The sequence below is a fragment of the Segatella asaccharophila genome (assembly GCF_054687055.1).
In genome coordinates, this window is record NZ_BAACAN010000013.1 from 40,224 (window position 1) to 60,397 (window position 20,174).

Here is a 20,174-nt window from a genome sequence, read left to right on the forward strand (position 1 = left end):
TTATTTGAGATTACAACCATTGCACGAAGCAATGATATTCTTAGCCAAAGGTATAGATAATAGTTGGATTCCACCTACAATCGGAATGGCAAACTTCAACGCAAAATCCTCTGACACATAGACGGCCAGGGCCAGAAAGAGGAGAAGACCGAAACTGCGTCCAAGGAACAGGCCGACCTCATGACTTTGGATATAAGCATATTCATTCCTGTGCTCTTTTGCCGACACCACATCTATGGTACGCATCATGATCGGATAATATGCCAGATCATGAAGGGGCTGGAAAATGACCTTGCATAATATAAACAAGATTACACCAAGAGCTGAATATAAAATACCATTCGCCAGGGTGCCCATGAAGAATATCAACAGTCCTACGGCAAAGATATAAATCCTGTGCTGAGGCTTAGCCGTACGTCCCAGGACGTAGACCAGAATAGCAGTTAATCCTCCGCTGATGCTCTGGATCACTCCCAGAATTCCTTCTCCCCCGACAAACTTCATGACCAAAATAGCCGGAGCGGTTACCAGGAAGCCCTGCACCATCCCATTGAGGAATGCCAGACCTAACATTTTGTTCCAGAGTTTATCGAACCGAAAATACAAGAACCTCCTTGCCTCAGGATTTCTGAAATGTCCCCTGAGAATATTCACACAAGCAATAATCGATATGATCGTAGACAGAAGGGCTACGAGGATATAGACAGAATTAACATCAAAAGTGAAGCCCATTATCCTTTCCCCTTGCAACTGGGCAATCATGGCTCCTACAACAAGAGGGACAACGATCTGGCCGAACGTAAAGCCGAAACTCTCAAATCCAAAAAAATAATTACGGTTGTCGTCATTAGTTGAATCCAAGGCGATCAGATAGCGGTTAGTCCAGAAAAAGCCGGATGCCCCTCCCATGATCATGCCAATTATGAAAAGCTCAAAAAGGTCAAGATTTCTTATTGACATCATGCCGACCATCGCGACGGAAGAAAACAATATCCCTATACAATACAGGTGCGCTACTTTGATGTACTTCAGCAAACTCCCGTTGATGATGGATGTCAGCACAATCCCACAATACATGGCTAACTGATAAAGAGCGACATAAGAAGGCTTTCCATAATTACGCATAATATAAGCCCCGACGAAGATTTCCACCACCGGTTGTACCAAAGCATACAGCAGATTGGTAATCAGCAACACCCGCATATCATACGGACATGACTCAAATACGAGATATTCTTTTTTTATTTTTTCAAACATCTGTGTTCTCTTTTATCTATATGAAAGGACATTCAACAGGCCTCTAACGCTTTCAGGATTTCCTTGACCGACAGTTCCGCAGAGCAAATGACCTCATCGCTTGCCCCATAATATAAAGTAACCCTGTCACCCTCCACAATACTGCCATCTGTAAAGACCACATTCCCGAAAAATCCGTTCTTCTCGTAGGAAGCAGTGGGTTCCATAATAGGACCGGTTGTACGTGCCAGGACTTTCCAAGGCTGATCGGCATCAAGCAACATAGCACCCAGCCTATAACAATTAGAAGCATCGGCGCCATGATAGATTTCAAGCCATCCCTTATCTGTCTTAATAGGAGGACCACCCGCACCTATCCTTTCAGAATCCCACAACCGTGGTCGTGTTGTAGCCAGACAACGGTGATTTCCCCAATGAACACGATCAGGACTTTCAGCTATCCACATATAATTACCGCCTAATTCGGGACTGCTCGGACGATGAAGGGCATAATACATCCCCCCTATCTTATCTTCAAATAAAGCACAGTCCTTATTATGAGGCGGGAAGATCATTCCCTTATGGCTAAAATGCCGGAAATCTGTCGTCTGCATCAAACCGACACCAACAGCTACAGGAGAAACCTCCGTGAAGGTGAGGAAATAGCCATCCTTCATCGTCGCCACACGACAATCTTCTATCCCAAAGGATTCAAGAGGCCGGCTGCCAAAGATCGGTGGATAGTCGGGATCTTCCCGGAAATGCACTCCGTCATCACTCCATACGAACCTCAAATAAGAAAGTGTCGTCAGATAATCCGTCCCCCGGTAATTAATTACCCGTGGATCAGAAGCATCCAACTCAGGATCATCCTTATCAAACTCCAAGACCTTAAAACAGCCTTTGTCATACACCGGGAAACTTATTTTCCCCGTCTGCTGGCGAGGACGCTCGGCGACCCTTAAAAGTAATCCGATACGATTGCCATACCTAAATACGCCGGGATTCAACAAACAAGAGATTTCCATTCCCTTAATATAAGGTTGCAAATCAGATGGACGTAAAATAGGGTTTTGTTTACATCTTTTAGCTATATCCATTGTATACTATTTAATTGTGTTTATCATCAATATTCTGCTTTCCGCTCACAAATTTAAGAAATTGAGAAACAGCTTATGTCTATGCAAACATCAAAAGGGTATACAGCGTAACCAAATTTTCGATCCGACAGAAAAGCATATAGTTTTGGTATTATAGTATACAACTCTATACCTTTCCACCTGAATACAAGGCAAAAATATCAGCAATAAATAAAATAACCGTACTTTTTTTTATATATTTGTACCCTCTAAGAACATTGACATGAAAACACCATATACATATTATGAAAAGGAGTTTATGCGGTAAACTGCATGTATCAGTAAGTTGTATCCTTATCCTGTTCAGCTTGACTTTCTATGCTAAGGAATGGAAATACTACCACCTGGATAATGACAACGGGTTGAGTAATAGTTCCATCAATACGATATTCCAGGACCATACCGGCGTGATGTGGTTCGGCACCTGGGACGGCTTGAACAGGTTTGATGGCAATGAGTTCCGGCAATACGGGCCGGAGCATAACAATCCTCATTCTTTATCACATCCGGTAATCAGGAATATTGCAGAGGAAGACAACACCTATTTATGGATAGTAACCGACCGTGGGCTAAACCGTTTCAATATCAAAAGCGGGAATGTTGACAGATATTATCTTCAGAACAGGAAAAATTATATTTACAAAGAAAATGAATTCAAATGTGTGGCAAACAAGAGAAAGGGGATCATCGCAACTTTAGAAAGCAATAAGTTTTATAAATTTAATCCCCAAGCCAAGCATTTCGACAAATTAAGAATGCCTTATCTGCATATCAGTGAAATAGAAAATCTGTTTTTCGATGCCCACGGCTTTTTATGGATTCAAGGCAATAAAAGATTATACAAGGTCAACATCGGAAGGAATGGATCTTGTAGGCTCATAAACATCATAAATCCAGCGAAGGGGACAGAACGGGTTCATTTTGACGGGAAACGGTATATATGGGCACAAGCCGGAAAAAGGCTTTATAAATATGACACGTTCACAAAAGGCAAGGGTTTCACGGTCACCCCGTGGAGCATAGAGGGCACATTAAATGCCGTATGCATAACTACGAAGGCCATCTATGCAGGAACGACTGACGGATGCTGGCAGTTATCCGGCAACAAGAAAGAGGGTCTGATCACGGGAGTATCCGTTTTATCCTTATATGCCGGGGAAAGGGACATCCTGTGGATCGGTACCGATGGTCACGGGATATATGAATATTACCGGCACTCGTCCTTTATCCATAAAATAACGCTAAACGATGGAAAAGTACCTGTCAATTTCCCGGTCAGATCCATCCTCCTCGACCGAAAAGACAACCTATGGATAGGAAGCAAAGGAGGAGGGCTGGCATGCATGACGATCAACAAAGAAAAGAAATTTCAAAAAAGAGGAGATTATAACGTAGGACCGGGCAAAACCAATAATTCAGTATTATCACTTTGTAATGGAACAAGGGGAAGGATATGGATCGGCACAGATGGCTATGGCCTTCTGATGGGTAAAGAGGGGCTGCCGGGAATAAGGCCGGTAAAGTTCCGCTCGGCGGCAGACAGAGAAAAAGTCTATTCTATATACGCAATTATCCAAGACGGCGAAAGGGTCTTATACGTTGGCAGCAGCGGAGGAGGACTCCTGAAACTACTCCTTGATCCTCAAGGAGAATCGGTCATACAGGTGAAAGAATATCTTAACGACAGAAGAAGGAACACCATAGAAAGTAATATTGTGTACTCGATCATAAATGATGGCCATTATTTATGGATCGGGACACGTGGTGGAGGCCTTGAACGGTTTGATAAGAAAGCACAAACCTTTACGACATTCTATAACACCATGAGCAGCAACAGCCTAAGCAGTGATGACGTAATATCCCTGTTAAAAGACCGGCAGGGACGAATATGGGCAGGAACCACTCAAGGGTTGAACCTGATGGTGATAAGAAACGGACAGATAAGATTCAGATGTATTGACAAACGCAACGGACTAGCAAACGCAAATATCCATGGCATCCAAGAAGATCGCTCCGGAAATATCTGGGTGAGCACCAGCAAAGGGTTAGCCAGAATCAGCAGGCGCAATTTCAAAGTAATCAATTTCAATTATAAAGACGGATTACAGGGGAATGAATTTTCAGATGGAGCCAGCTATGGGACGAAAGATGGCAAGCAATTATATTTCGGGGGCACCAACGGACTGAACGTCATCTATCCCTCTCTAATGGAAAAGGACAATTTTATGCCCCGGATCGTTCCAGACAGAGTCTGGATCGATAATGAAATAAAATGTTTCTCAAAAACGATAGACGCAAATTATAATACAGGATCCATACGGCTTTCATTCTCAATATTGGACTATATTGACAATGATAAATGCCGGCTTGCTTACCATTTAACCCGCAAGACTCTATTTGGAAAAGAAAACCAACCCTGGATTTTCCTGAATAACAACAACAAGGAAATTATACTGAACAAACTCCCTCCCGGGACGTACCTGCTAAGTGTCATACAAAGCAACGCCAATCAGAAATGGTCCTCACATCCATATACCTTACGCATTGTCGTCCATTCTCCATTATGGCTGCAATGGTGGGCGATCCTCATTTATATCCTGCTTGGTGCAGGAATAATCCGATGGGTCTATCATTCCAAAAAAGCAAAGCTCATCATCAAGCATAAACTGGAGATGCAGGAGCAACAGCAGCAGCAACGCGAGGACATCCACCATGCAAAGTTAAGATTCTTCACCAATGCCACACATGACTTCTCTAATTCAATTACCTTAATCTATGGAGCAGTAGAAAAATTAAAGAAGAACAAGATCATGTCGAAGCTTGACAGAGGCATGATCAGTGTCATCGATAAAAACACGAACATCATGGATAAGCAGATCCAGCAACTTACCGAATTTCAAGATATAGAGACCAAAAGCATAGAGATTTTCCTCGAAGAAGTTAATATAGCAGAACTTGAAAAATACATATTAGACAATTTCATTGATCCTATACAAATCAAAGGAATCAACCTGTCTTTCAAGGCTGCACCTCCGGTGCTGTGCTGGTCCACAGACAGGAGCATATTGGAAAAAATCACTTACATTATCTTTTCAAACGCAGTGAAATCGACCATCAAAAACGGTCAGATGATCATCCTATCAAGAGTTTATAAACAAGAGCTCATCATCGAATGTACCTATGAAGGTATGGGGCCGGATCCGGAAGATCTGGCAAATATATATAACAAATATACAGCATTGGATAAATTTGAAAAGGATATGTCAAACGGCAGCAAATCTTACGACTCCATCGGGTTAGCCGTTTGCAATGACTTAATCAAGATATTGGATGGAACATTTTCCATAGATACAAAGGGGACCAGTACGGTATTCACGTTAACACTTCCCCGGAAGATGAAGGCTTCTTCTAATCCTCCGGTGCTGATGCAAGAGAGCAGAAAAGACACCGTTGCGACCATCTTTACTGAAAAACTGAAAAAGATACTGATCGTCGAAAAGCAAAAAGAGATGGCGGATTTAATAAAAGACGCTCTTCAGGAACGATATGATGTCTTCGTAACCTCAACGGACAAAGAGTCAAAAGACCTCATAGAAAAGACCTCCATGAATCTGATCATTTATGATCTATCTTCAGACGTGAAGGCAGAGGAATTGATCAATGACGTGAAAAATGGCAACGACACGAAATATATTCCGATCATCGTCTTATCATCAGACCCCAGTACGGAAAACCATATTAAGATCCTGGAAAATGGAGCCAGTATGTTTATACAAAAACCTTTCTATCCCAGTTATTTGCAGGCGGCAGTGAGAAGAATTCTTCAAGAGAATGATCTGATGAAGAACTTTTCCAGTTCGCCATTGGCTTTTCGTGAGAAGTATGACAATATCTCTGTCACAGAACAGGACAAAAAATTCCTTAAACAGAGCATAGAAGTAATCAGCAGAAATTTCAGCGATGAAGATTATGATCAGAACACCCTTTCTAAGGATCTTACCATAAGCCGCACACAACTTTACCGGAAGATGAAAAGATTAACAGGTATGACGCCGGGAGACTTTATCCGCACTTATCGCATGAAACAGGCAGAAAGGATGCTCATTCAGTCCGACCATACCGTTTCTGAAATCATTGTTGCATGTGGATTCCGGAACCGGGCATACTTTTACAGGAAATTTACGGAAATACATAATTGCTCTCCTAAAGATTTCAAGGAGCAGAAAGGAGAAGGACAGGCATAATCTGAAACGTCCGAGCTCTCCGCCTGCCCCCATTATAACCTGCCCCCATTATAAAATGATCATGATATGATACGTCTTATTATGCTGACTGATTTTACAGAGGCCTTTTCCCATCGGCTCCTGTATGGAATTCTCCAATACTCCAAAGAACGCCAGGAGCAACGCTGGGTTGTTTGCCGCATGCCCCCTTCGTTTAAGGAGAAGCATGGCATCAAAGGTGTCCTTGACTGGGCAGAGAACTGGAATGCTGATGCTATCGTAGGTAAATTCGACCAGAGCGATGACCTCTCCTTATTTGTCCAGGCCGGTATCGTGACCTTGGCCCAGGACCATAAGCAACAGTTTGACTCTGTACCCAATGTAACCAGCGACTATCTGGCTACAGGGAGGATGGCCGCAGACTTTTTCCTCAATCGGGACTTCCGCAGTTTCGCTTTTACCGGCTACTATTCTACCATTTGGTCCGACGAACGTTACAAAGGATTCAGATCTCGTATCTTCTCCATTAATCCCGACTGCCAGTTCAGTGCTTTCTTTGACTATAACGCTGACCAGCCCTGGGAACCTGATGACAGCAAATTAATGCAGTGGTTGCGTAGTCTGCCCCGTCACACTGCCATTTTCTGCTGTGATGATCGACAAGGTTCGATGGTCTTGGAGGCATGCAACGAAGCAGGCATCAACGTTCCCTCAGAAATAGCCGTACTGGGCGTTGATAATGATGAGTTGCGGGACGAACTTTGTGAACCCACACTATCTTCAGTCAACTTGGATATAGAACGTGGAGGATATGAACTGGCAGAAATGATTGAAAATATAAAAATCTGCCATGCCAGGCATCAGAAAGATGTAATCATTCCCAACTTATCTATTGTAAGCCGGGCCTCAACCAACACGTTTGCTACAGATGATCCTTACATACAGAAAGCGATAGACTTTATTCATGGCCATCTGGAACATGCCATCTGCGTAAATGATCTGCTCCAGCATCTGCCATTATCCAGGCGCCTGCTGGAAATCAAGTTCAAACAGGCCACAGGCAGCACCATACACGATTACATTATCACAAACAGACTCAATCTCTTTGCTTCTGCACTCTTGGAAAGTTCACGTCCTATCAAAGAAATTGCGCTGGATCTCTCTTTTGAGAACTACGGTAACCTGATCCGGCTTTTCCGACAAGAAAAAGGATGTACCCCTACCGAATACCGAACAAGAAATAAACGTATGAACAAATAGGAAGAGTACGGTTAGAGGATCTTTATTTTACTGATTTCTCTAATCGGAACGATCATCTGCGAATCCCTTTATCGATTCATCTTTTTCGTTTCTTCAGGAAGAAACATTTTACGAGCATAAATAATATACGCAAAATCATATCTTAAATACGTTATTTCGTTACAAGAGATCATCATAAACAAACTATTTTTGCCATAGTAATTATCATATCTAATAATAACAAGACCTATGACAAAAAACAGGAAACTTAAAAATGCCCTCTTCGGGCTTTTTGCCAAAAGGGATTTATTAATTCTTCTGGCAGTATTCATCTCTATTGCCATTTCAGCACAAAATGAAAAAGTGATACAAGGTACTGTTACGGATTCCGGTAACAGTCCTGTAATTGGTGCCACGATCCAGCAAACAGGTACTAATAAAGGAACAGTGACCGATGTTAATGGCCATTTTTCCATTAATATCCCTATAGGCAGCATTCTGCGTATTTCTTATGTCGGTTGCATTACCCAGAACGTAAAAGTCAACTCAACAAATTTATCCATTAAATTAGTCGATCAGAATACGACACTTAATGATGTCGTCGTAATCGGCTATGGAATCCAACAAAAAAAGCTGGTGACCGGTGCGACTGTACAAATCAAGGGAGACGATATTGCTAAAAGAAATGTAATCAATCCTTTAACAGCCCTTCAAAGCAGTTCTCCTGGTGTCAGCCTGACGCAATCTTCAGGCATGCCTGGCGATGGCTATAAGATCTACATTCGGGGATTAGGCACCACCGGAGATGCTACACCTCTCTGCCTGATTGATGGAATTGAAGCAGATATCAACACCTTAAATCCTGCCGATATTGAAAGTATTGATATTCTGAAAGATGCAGCAACTGCTGCTATCTATGGTTCACGTGCAGCTAATGGGGTCATTCTCGTAACCACAAAACAGGGACATAGTGGAAAAGCCCAAATCTCTTATGACGGATACATCGGCTTGCAGAACGTATATAAAATGCCGGATCTGCTTAATGCCAAAGAGTATGCAATGATTATGAATGAAGAACGCTATGAAGACGGACTAGAGCCATACGATTTTTCAAAATTAGTTCCCGACTGGGACAAGATTGTAAATGGGAAATGGAACGGGACAAACTGGATGGAAGAAATTCGCAACAAAAATGCGTTGGAAACAAATCATACTATTAATATTACAGGCGGTACTACATACAATACCTATTCAACAGGTGTCTCCTATACTTATCAGGATGGCATTCTGGGTAAACCTTGCGAGCCTAACTTCAAGCGTTATACAGCCCGCCTAAATTCGGACAACAGTTTAATCCGTTATCACGACTTCAGTGTATTGTCTATCGGAGAACGGCTCACCTACACATTTTCCCAAAGCAGAGGTATTCAAATGGGTGACAATTTCAGCAATGATATTCGAAACATGCTCAAGACCTCCCCCTTCTTACCCGACTTAGATTCAAACGGCAACTATCACTATGCTATCCCCTGGGAAATACGAGAACCCAATCCAATTGCTTTGATGGATTATCGGAGCGGTCAGAATAAGAGTAAGTCCCATTATATCCGCGCTTCTCTATATGCCACTCTGCAACCCATCCACAATTTAAAAATCAAGACCAATCTTGGCTTTGCCCTCAGCGCAGATTCTTACCGCAGTTTCATTCCCGTTTATGATCTTTCTTCCAATCAGGAAAATGACCAGAACATCGTCAGTCAGAGTTCCGGTATTGATTACAAACTGCAGTGGGAAAATACCGCTAATTATGTTTTCAGTATCCATAAGAACCATCATTTTGATGTCCTTGCAGGTCAAAGCATTGAAGCTGACGGACTTGGAGACGGAATGGAAGGTTCAAACACCAATAGCATCTTCAATGATTTCAAGCATGCTTACCTAAAAAACACGCCCATCATTTCCTCTCGTACCACCCTTTCAGGTTATCCTGAAGGAAAGACGACCCTTGCCTCTTTCTTCGGGCGCATCAACTATGATTATCTTGATCGTTACATGGCAACTGTCGTTCTACGTGCCGATGGGTCAAGCAAGTTTGCTAAGGGCCATCAATGGGGATATTTCCCCTCCGTATCTGCAGGTTGGACCATCACGGAAGAACCCTTTATGGCTAAAGTAAGAAGATGGATGGATTTCTTTAAGATTCGTGCCAGTTGGGGACAAAACGGAAACCAGAATATCCCCGGATACCAATACCTTTCCACCTACGCGTTCAGTGGCGCAGATTATACCTTCGGACCCGACAAGTCTGTTCTTACAAATGGAGCTTACGCAGATATTCTTGCAAATCCTGATATTACGTGGGAAACTTCCGAGCAAACGGATATTGGTTTTGATTCCAGATTCTTCGACAGTCGTTTCGGAGCTACTTTTGACTACTATATCAAGAAAACAAAAAATTGGCTGGTACAAGCCCCCATTCTTGCGACAGCAGGTACAAATGCGCCCTATATTAATGGTGGTGACGTTAAAAACACCGGTATCGAACTTTCTCTTTCATGGAATGACCATGTATCAGCCTTCCATTATGGAGCAGAATTCAATTTTGCCTATAACAAAAATGAAGTAACTCGTATTGCCAATGGAGAAGGAATCATCCATGGTGAAGAAAATGTCTTGAGTCAGGCAACTGATGAGATGTACCGTGCACAGGTAGGCAAACCTATAGGTTTCTTCTATGGTTTCAAAACAGCCGGAATTTTCCAAAACCAGCAAGAGATAGACAACTATAAGGGAGCAAAACTGGATGATGCCCGTCCCGGAGATGTCATCTGGGTAGATACCAATCATGATGGCAAGATTGACCTCGATGACCGGACAATGATCGGTGATCCGCATCCTGACTGTACACTTGGACTGAATCTCAACGCCTCGTGGCAAGGATTTGATCTGAATGCATCACTCAATGGAGTCCTCGGCAACCAGATCATGAAATCATATAGGTCTTTTGTCGACTATCCTACCGATAATTTTACAACTGACATCTTAAAGCGTTGGCATGGAGACGGCACCTCAACAAGATGGCCCAGACTAACTTCCGGAACCTCAAATAATTGGCAATGGATATCAGATCTGTTTATGGAAAACGGAGACTATCTGAGGATGCAAAATATCTCTATTGGATACGACTTCAAATATCTCTTCCATAAGATTCCTTTTCAGCAATTGCGTTTCTATTTTTCAGCAAACAATCTCTTTACAATCACGGGGTATTCCGGAATGGACCCGGAAGTCGGATATGGAGGTTCTAACTCCTGGTCTTCCGGTATAGACCTTGGATTCTATCCTTGCCCCCGTACTTATATGTTTGGTTTTGACATTAAACTTTAGGAAATTATGAAAACTAAAAATATACTATTACTGATCTTCTCCGTGCTGGCACTCACCGCCTGTAATGACTTTTTGAATACAGACGACCTTACTAGGAAAAATTCTGCTAATTTCCCCAAAACAGAATCTGATGCCCAGCAATCACTGGCAGGTTGTTATGCCATGCTGCGCTATCAGACTTCTGGAAATGAGGCACAGAACCAGATGATTGTTTCAGAAATATTATCTGATGATCGTTTTGCAGGAGGGGGACCTGATGATGCTTTCCTGCATGCCGTGGATCACCTCAGCAAATATGGGAATAATATGTTCGAAGAGATTTGGAAAGATTGCTATGCTGGCATCCACCGTTGTAATATGCTTATTGAGTCTATCCCTAATATCAGCTTCTCAAGTAATGACTCTCGGAATCAGATAGATGGAGAAGCCCGTTTTCTAAGAGCTTATTACTATTTCTGTCTCTGCGAAACCTTTGGTAATGTTCCTTTGATCACAACATCCTTGTCAAAAGAGGATCCTCCACAGGCTACCCCAGAACAACTCTATAGTCAGATTGGTAATGATTTAACTACGGCCATCAAGGATCTTCCAACGACTAAAGCTCCAGATATTCCTGCCAGCCAGTTGGGACATGCCACGAGATGGGCAGCAGAAGGTATGCTTGCCCGCGTATTCCTTTTCTACACAGGTTATTATAGCCAGACTTCCCTTCCTGCACCAGACAAGGGAGCAGTTACAAAAGATGAGGTCATCACAGACCTGAAAGATTGTATTGATAACAGTGGCCACAAACTAATGCCAGACTTCCGTAACCTGTGGCCCTATTCAAATTCCTATACAAAACCTAACTATCCTTATTCCATGGCTAATGACCTCAACTGGTACGGAGAGGATGGAGGAAACCTCGAAACAATATTTTCCATCCGCTATAGCGCGAAAGCCAGTTGGGATGATCAAAGTAGCTGGCGTAGTAATCAGGTTGACCTGTTCTTTTCACCCAGAGAGTCCGACGGAAGTGTAGAAAATAATTTCCCGCTTGGCATAGGATGGGGTGCCGGAACCATCAGTCCGAAGATGATCGAAGAATGGGAAACCGCTGAACCAAAAGATATACGTCTGAAAGCCTCTGTATTCGATGTGTCTGAAGAAGCGCCAAATTATGTCTGGGGAGCGGATAAACAACAGGACGAGACTGGCTATTGGGAAAAGAAATACTGTGCCATCAATGTAAAAACCGTTCAGGACGGAGATACAATCTATGAAAACTTTGCCCGCAGGATATATCCAGATCTGAGTACTGATTATCAACTCAATAATATTCAGGATATCGTCGTGCTACGCTATGCAGATATTCTCTTGATGTATAGCGAACTGACCCATACCACAGGAGGCATCAATCAAGTTCGGGCAAGGGTACATTTAGCACCTGTGGCCAATTATACGGATGCGGCTTTACGCAATGAACGCCATTGGGAGCTTGCCTTTGAAGGGCTGCGCTGGTATGACCTGCTGCGATGGCACATTGCAGCAGATGCTTTACAAAAAGAAGATGGAACAGATGTAGAGGAAAATGGTGTCAAGACAAAAATAGATATGTCTGATATTGGGCAGCGGGTTAAAGATACGGGGGGATTCATGCAGATTCCTCAGACACAGATTGATCTGTCTAATGGTGTCCTGAAACAGAATAAAGGATGGTAAAAACATTCACCATAAAAGTAAAACCGATAATAGAAGGATTCATTATGAAAAAAATAATAATCATTGCAACTTGTATAGTTGGCCTCTTTTGTGCCTGTAATCCAATTACTGATGAGACCTCACTAGGAGGTGTAACCAAAGAGAGCGATTTAAAACTGAAAGTTTATGCCACATCATCGGGGGGAAATCAAATTGTCATGGTCAATAAGACAAAAGGAGTTGGTTCCTATTGGGACTATATTGTGGGCAAATCTTCCCGCGACTCCGTTACAGCTTCTCTTCCCTTCCTCGGCCAACAGGACATTAAATTTACGGGGCTTTGTGACGGTGGCACTGTCAGTACGACAAGAACCGTCAATATTACAAGAATAGATCATCCTGTAGATTCCACCTGGGCACTTTTTGCAGGAGAAACTGCTACAGGGAAAAAATGGGTATGGGACGATACTGTTGACGGCTGTTATGGTGACGGTGGCTGGGAAGCAGAATTTGTACCCGATTGGGATCCCGTCCCTATCAGTCAGACAGAAGATCCCGGTGGATACATGGTTTTTGATCTGAACGGAGGACCTAATTTTACTTGTTATGACAGTACAGGGAAAATTATCGGAAAGGGCACGTTCTCATTCGATATGACCAATAAAATTAATAATACTGATGACGGATCACAATGGTCAACAGGAGAACTGACATTATCGGGCGCTACCGTACTCAATGGACATTTATACGGAGATACGGCTCCTGTATACCGTTTTTGTATTCTATCGCTTACCGATAACAAGATGACCCTCTGTGCAGCTCCTGCTAACGCTGTAGGCTGGGATAGCGGGACCTTCTGGTTATTTAAATGCAAAAACGAATGATTTACAAATCGATTATTAAAATTTAGATCTATCTTGTATTGGATGGTATGGAGAATTAACAACTATTAATCAGGAATACAATGAAAACAGTTATCGACTTGGGAGGTACATCTATACGTGCCATGCGCATAAATGGCGACACGCCTATGGGAAATATAAAAAAGATAAGATGTCATTCGGATGGAAACGTTGATGATGTTATTAAGCAAATAGAAGATCTTATCGAATGTCTTTCCACGGAGAATGTCTCTCAGATAGGTATCGCCGTCCCCTCTGTAGTGGATATCAATAAGGGCATCGTTTATAACGTCACAAATATTCCCTCGTGGCACGAAGTACATCTAAAAGATATTATCCAACAGCATTTCGGTATTGAGACACATGTAGACAATGATGCTAACTGCTTTGCTTTAGGTGAACAATATTATGGCGAAGGACAAGACTTCAGCAACTTTATAGGCATCACATTAGGTACCGGTTTGGGATCAGGCATCATCATCAACAAAGAACTGTACAGGGGAAACAATGCAGATGCGGGTGAGATCGGTGCTTTACCTTATTTAAATGCTGACTTTGAGCACTATACCAGTAGCCTTTTCCTAGCACAAAGGTCCACACTGACAGGAGAGCAACTTGCAGAGGCAGCTGCAGAAGGTAATGGGTCAGCTTTGTCTATATGGAATGAGTTTGGGCAACATTTAGGGCATCTCCTTCAAGCCGTTCTCCTGACGTATGATCCGGAAGCTATCATATTAGGAGGAGGACTAAGTCATGCAGCTTTTTTATATGAGCCCCAGATGAGGGAATCATTAGCAGATGGTTTCCCATATCCAAATACTCTTAGGCACATACATATTATCTTTACAAAATTGCAGAATGCAAATTTATTAGGAGCTTCAAAACTTTGATAAAGAATGATCTTAAAGTTTTCAAGAAATGAACAAACAAATATATAATGAAAAATTACTTTTACTTATCATAGGCATTCTTTTTCTTACACCGGCCTCTTCTCATTCAAGGATTTTTTCCATGCATCAAGGATGGACAGTCACAGAAGGTGAGAAAAAATATAAAGCGACGATACCTACAACAGCCATGGGGGTTCTGATAAAGAATGGGCTCTATCAAAATATTCTTTCCGGTTTAAACTACAATAAAATTGATAAGACCGAATTCAATCACCCCTGGATCTTTTCAAGGAATTTCGACCTGCCGGCTTTGACATCCGATCAGAGGATCCTGCTTCAAATTTCAGGAATAGATTATCGGGCTGATATAAAAATTAACGGGCACCTTGTAGCTTCACATGACACTTTAGAAGGTCCCTTCAGGCACTTTCTATTGGATATTACACCTTCCGTAAGAAAGAAAAACCGTATCGATATAACGGTTTACCGCGCCCAAGACGGAGATCCGAACTATGGCTATGCAGACTGGAATATCCGGCCAGCAGATGAAAGTATGGGTATTACTCGAAACATAAACTTGATAATAGCCGATCGGGTAGTTATTGAACATACAGCAGTCTTTTCCAAGGTCAATACAGTAACCCTATCGAAAGCTGCTCTTACCATAACGACCACCCTCAGGAACGTCACAGGGAAGAAACTGCTCGGACTTCTTGAAGGCTCATTTGAGGCTGGAAAATTCAGGGTACCGGTTGTTCTTCAACCTCACCAGGAACGTACCATCACCCTTGATACTTCTGTCCTTCCCATCCTTAATATAGATCATCCAAGGCTATGGTGGTGTACAGGAATGGGAGAACCGGAACTTTATCATCTCCGGTTAAGGTTCGTGGCGAGTGGAGAAACGCTCGATAGCAAGAATTGCACCTTTGGTATCAGACAAATAGACAGTTATCTGACAGAAGACGGCTATCGGGCATTTTTACTCAATGGACGTAAAGTAATGATCAATGGAGGCGGATGGACAGATGATATTTTCATGCAGGACACACCGGAATCATACCGCCAGCAAATGATAATGATTCATGACATGGGACTTAACACCATCAGAATGGAAGGCTTCTGGGGTACCTGTGATCAAGCCTTCTCTATCTGTGACAGTTTAGGACTCATGATTATGGCAGGCTGGAGTTGTCAATGGGAATGGAATGCAGATCTACATTCCGGGGTACAGAATGAACATAGTAGTATACCTGACACTCCGGAGATGAAACGTCTACTGACGCTTTCACTACGAGATCAAGTACTGGCTCTTCGGCAACATCCGTCAATCATCTGTTGGTTCATTGGTAGTGATAAATGCCCTTACACCTCTTGGGAACAATCTTATCATGAAATGTTGAATGGCCTTGATGACCGGCCCCTGCAGATTAGTGCCGCCAATAGAACGAGTGAAATTTCAGGGCCATCCGGTGTGAAGATGACCGGCCCTTACGAATATGTCGGTCCGTCTTACTACTTCACCGATCATAAGTCCGGGGGAGCTTTCGGCTTTAATACTGAGACCAGCATCGGTGCATCCATGCCCGTACAAGAAGATGTGGACCGGATCGTTGGAAAAGATGAGGACTGGCCTGTGAAAGACAACATTTACTACAACTATCATTGCACTGCATCAAGCATTGCCATGAAAGATTTAAATGTAATAAGTTCCGTAATACAAAATCGTTTCGGGGAAATCGGTAATCTCAGGAAATATCTTCAATGTGCCAACTTGCTTTCTTATGAAAGCACTCAAGCCATGTATGAAGCATACCGTACGGCAGAACCTCTTACAACAGGGATCATACAATGGAAATTAAATTCAGCCTGGCCATCTTTCTACTGGCAACTATATGACTACTACGGCGTGCCTACTGCGGCCTATTATGGTACGAAAAAGGCAAATCAAGTCTTTCAGCTAACTTATAATTATGGTTGCCATAAAGTCTATGCAGTCAATAAATCTTTAAAAGATGTAACAGGCAATGCACAAATGAAGTTTTATGACCTTCACTCTCATCTCATAAAGAATCTGGTCAAGAAAATAACCCTGTCCCCCCATCATCCCCAAGAAGTTTTCGATCTGAATGACATTAAAATGAACGGTGAACTTTTTCTGAAACTGACAGACCAAAATGGTGTAACATCCCGAGGAGAATATTGGGTTCCTGCAGATAGTGATACATACGATTGGAAAAAGGGAAACTGGTATATTACACCTATTCTTCATTATGCATCCTATCAAGCACTTTTATCTTTGCCTTCAAGTCAACTGAAAATTTCGACTTCAACCTATAATGGAGAAATAAGCGTAAAGATTCACAACTCTGATAAAAACTTGGCCTTCTTTATTGAATTGGTATTACTTAATGCCAAAGGGCTTCCTGTTCCCTATAGCAGATGGTCAGACAACTATTTTACACTTTCTCCTGGTCAAACTCGAAACTTCAGTTGTATATACCCCGGAAAATCCATCCCATCTGCCATAATGATCCGCCCCTGGAACAGCAAGCCACTAACAGTATTACTCAAAAAGAATAAATGGCAAAGTAAAACTAATGATCATCCACTATATGACAACTAAATCATTATTATTCAACTATCCAGAAGAGATTTATCCGACAGTTTTCACCAAAATTGAACATCATCAATTAAATAGAAATTGACGATGATCTGAACTCTCAAAATTCATTTATATATTTTTAAGTATTAAAATCATTTAAAATCGAAATATAGAATCGTACTTCCTTATATTTTTGTAAATTTGTAACAAGAAAATTTAATCCTAATCATTCATGAAAAAAATAATCATAATAATGGCAAGTCTACTGTTGACGACTACCTTATTTGCCGAAAACAAAGCAGATTATCGGGTGGTACCCCTACCCGAATCAATTGTTATGGTCAATAAAACTCCCTTTTTATTGAGTTCACAAACCGCTATTGTCGTGCCCCCAGGCAATGAAGACTTATTCAGGGACGGAAAATTCCTTGCTGAATATATCGGAGAAACAACAGGGATACGACTCTCCGTAACTTCCGTAAAGAGTAAGAATGCCATACATCTGGACCTCAACAAAAAGATCACGAATAAGGAGGGTTATACCCTGTTGGTCGATCATAAAGGAGTGACAATCTCCGGACAGACCCCCGCAGGGGTCTTCTACGGGATTCAGACTTTACGCAAGTCTCTGCCGGTAGACACGACCTTAACATCCATAGACTTGCCGGCAGTAAAAATCAGTGATGCGCCGCGCTTCACCTATCGGGGGATGATGCTGGACTGTGGACGCCATTTCTTCCCGATCTCCTTTATCAAGAAATATATTGACCTTCTTGCCTTGCATAATATGAATGTCTTCCACTGGCATCTCACTGAAGACCAGGGCTGGCGCATCGAAATCAAGAAATATCCTAAACTCACGGAAATCGGCTCCCATCGCGATCAGACGGTCATCGGGCGGAACAGTGATGTGTATGACGGAACACCCTACGGGGGATATTATACACAGGAGCAAGCCCGTGAGATTGTCAAATATGCTGCGGACCGATATATTACAGTAATCCCGGAAATCGACATGCCGGGGCACATGCTTGCCGCCCTTGCTTCCTACCCGGAACTGGGATGTACCGGCGGGCCATATAAGGTGGGACAATCTTGGGGTGTGTTCAAAGATGTCCTGTGTGTGGGAAACCCAAAAGTCTATACTTTTGTGGAAGATGTACTGGACGAAATCCTTGCCATTTTCCCATCCAAGTATATTCATATCGGAGGGGATGAAACACCCACTGACAGATGGAGCCATTGCCCGAAATGTCAGAAAGTCATGGAGGACAATCATTTGACCCTGAACACTCTTCAGGGATATTTCACAAACCGCATAGAAAAGTACCTTAATTCCAAGGGCCGCATAATGATCGGCTGGGATGAGATCCTCGGAGGGCATCCCAACAAGTCAGCAGTAGTGATGTCCTGGCGTGGCGCTGAACCGGGCACACAGGCTGCAAAGTTAGGGCATGATGTGATCATGTCACCTACCGATAATGACTACTTCGACCATTACCAGACCAACAACACATGGAATGAGCCATTGCTCATCGGTGGTTATCTGCCTGTTGAAAAGACCTACAGTTTTGAACCTTATGCCGATCCCAAAGATACCGAGGCCAACAAGCATATCCTCGGTGTACAGGCTAACCTATGGTCAGAATATATTACCTGTCCGCAGCTTGCCGAATACCAGATTCTCCCCCGCATGGCTGCCTTGTCCGAAGTGCAGTGGATGCAACCTCAAGCCAAGAACTTTCAGGATTTCAAGAACCGATCTATAAAAATGAAGGATCTGTATGATGCTTATGGCTTGACTTACGCCAGATACCTTTGGGAGAAAACAGACAAGAAATAAGAGGAACACGCACAGAACATTTAAGAGTCATTCATTACCTGACAGGTGTTTATCTTAACCAATTCGTCAGGAAATCAACGGTTCTTCCCACAGATATAACTTTCTGAACAGATATAAACACAAAACGTAAAAGGAAGAAAACAACTAAATAGAGTATTTTAACAAACACAACATCATGAGATTAATTATTGAGAGCAGCTACGAAACCCTATCCCGATGGGCAGCTAACTATGTCATTGACAGAATAAATGCAGCCTCACCTACTGCGGAGCATCCATTTGTATTAGGACTGCCTACCGGATCTTCACCGGAAGGTATGTATGCCGACTTGGTAAAGGCGAACCAGGAAGGGCGTGTCACTTTCAAACATGTCATCACCTTCAACATGGATGAATATGTAGGTTTACCGGAATCACATCCCCAGAGTTATCATTCTTTCATGGCCCATCATCTTTTTGATCATATTGACTGCCCGAAAGAAAACATTCATATTCTTAACGGTAACGCAAAGAACTTAGGTGAGGAATGTGCTGAATATGAACAGAAAATCAAAAAGGCAGGAGGCATAGACCTTTTCATCGGAGGCATCGGCCCTGACGGACATATTGCTTTCAATGAACCGTTCTCTTCTCTTCACTCACGCACACGCATTAAGACCCTGACTACTGACACGATCATTGCCAACAGCCGTTTCTTCGATAATGACGTGGCCAAAGTACCTAAACATGCTTTGACAGTAGGTGTGGGAACAGTAATGGCAGCAAGAGAAGTCTTGATCCTTGCCAATGGCCATAACAAAGCCCGTGCTGTCCAGGCAGCCGTTGAAGGACCGGTAACCCAGGCCTGGACCATCTCGGCATTGCAGACACATCCTCACAGCATAATCGTGGTAGATGAAGCCGCCACAGATGAACTGAAGCATGGCACTTACAAATATTTTAAAGATATTGAGAAGGACAATTTATAACTAATTGACAAGGAAAAGACTAAATAGGAATGAATGAAGACGGGTAAAAGATTCTCTGTTTTT

At 42.6% G+C, this 20,174-nt stretch carries 11 protein-coding genes; 9 read left to right on the forward strand and 2 right to left on the reverse strand.

What is annotated here, in order from left to right; translation table 11 throughout:
* Together ACYRYG_RS08800 and ACYRYG_RS08805 are read right to left on the reverse strand one after the other, a co-directional pair.
* The gene (locus ACYRYG_RS08800) at nt 1-1,257 is read right to left on the reverse strand and encodes an MFS transporter (protein WP_293416474.1); all 1,257 of its coding nucleotides are present in this window, start codon (nt 1,255-1,257) and stop codon (nt 1-3) included.
* Between the two features lie 32 nt (nt 1,258-1,289).
* The gene (locus tag ACYRYG_RS08805) at nt 1,290-2,336 is read right to left on the reverse strand and encodes a glycoside hydrolase family 130 protein (protein ID WP_293416476.1); all 1,047 of its coding nucleotides are present in this window, start codon (nt 2,334-2,336) and stop codon (nt 1,290-1,292) included.
* A 284-nt stretch (nt 2,337-2,620) separates the two neighbouring features.
* Here ACYRYG_RS08805 and ACYRYG_RS08810 point away from each other — a divergent pair, with 284 nt between their 5' ends.
* From ACYRYG_RS08810 to nagB, 9 genes are all read left to right on the forward strand, one after another.
* Complete coding sequence (locus ACYRYG_RS08810; RefSeq protein WP_460198012.1) at nt 2,621-6,619, forward strand: two-component regulator propeller domain-containing protein; 3,999 nt, start codon at nt 2,621-2,623, stop codon at nt 6,617-6,619.
* A gap of 66 nt (nt 6,620-6,685) precedes the next feature.
* Nucleotides 6,686-7,858, forward strand: a complete 1,173-nt coding sequence (locus tag ACYRYG_RS08815) for a DNA-binding transcriptional regulator (protein WP_293416479.1) — start codon at nt 6,686-6,688, stop codon at nt 7,856-7,858.
* Between the two features lie 228 nt (nt 7,859-8,086).
* Nucleotides 8,087-11,224: a SusC/RagA family TonB-linked outer membrane protein gene (locus tag ACYRYG_RS08820; protein ID WP_293416481.1), complete on the forward strand. Its 3,138-nt coding sequence runs from the start codon at nt 8,087-8,089 to the stop codon at nt 11,222-11,224.
* Between the two features lie 6 nt (nt 11,225-11,230).
* Nucleotides 11,231-12,925 (forward strand): RagB/SusD family nutrient uptake outer membrane protein, encoded by a 1,695-nt coding sequence (locus ACYRYG_RS08825; RefSeq protein ID WP_293416483.1) that lies wholly within the window; start codon nt 11,231-11,233, stop codon nt 12,923-12,925.
* A gap of 44 nt (nt 12,926-12,969) precedes the next feature.
* The gene (locus tag ACYRYG_RS08830) at nt 12,970-13,788 is read left to right on the forward strand and encodes a hypothetical protein (protein ID WP_293416485.1); all 819 of its coding nucleotides are present in this window, start codon (nt 12,970-12,972) and stop codon (nt 13,786-13,788) included.
* Between the two features lie 80 nt (nt 13,789-13,868).
* Nucleotides 13,869-14,696, forward strand: coding sequence for an ROK family protein (locus ACYRYG_RS08835; protein WP_293416487.1), 828 nt, complete (start codon nt 13,869-13,871; stop codon nt 14,694-14,696).
* A 121-nt stretch (nt 14,697-14,817) separates the two neighbouring features.
* Nucleotides 14,818-17,322 (forward strand): glycoside hydrolase family 2 protein, encoded by a 2,505-nt coding sequence (locus ACYRYG_RS08840; protein ID WP_293432704.1) that lies wholly within the window; start codon nt 14,818-14,820, stop codon nt 17,320-17,322.
* 232 nt (nt 17,323-17,554) lie between these two features.
* Nucleotides 17,555-19,144 carry a beta-N-acetylhexosaminidase gene (locus ACYRYG_RS08845; protein WP_293416491.1) on the forward strand — a complete coding sequence of 530 codons (1,590 nt, stop codon included), beginning with the start codon at nt 17,555-17,557 and terminating at the stop codon, nt 19,142-19,144.
* 175 nt (nt 19,145-19,319) lie between these two features.
* Nucleotides 19,320-20,111, forward strand: coding sequence for a glucosamine-6-phosphate deaminase (gene nagB, locus ACYRYG_RS08850; protein ID WP_293416493.1), 792 nt, complete (start codon nt 19,320-19,322; stop codon nt 20,109-20,111).
* Nucleotides 20,112-20,174 lie beyond the last annotated feature (63 nt).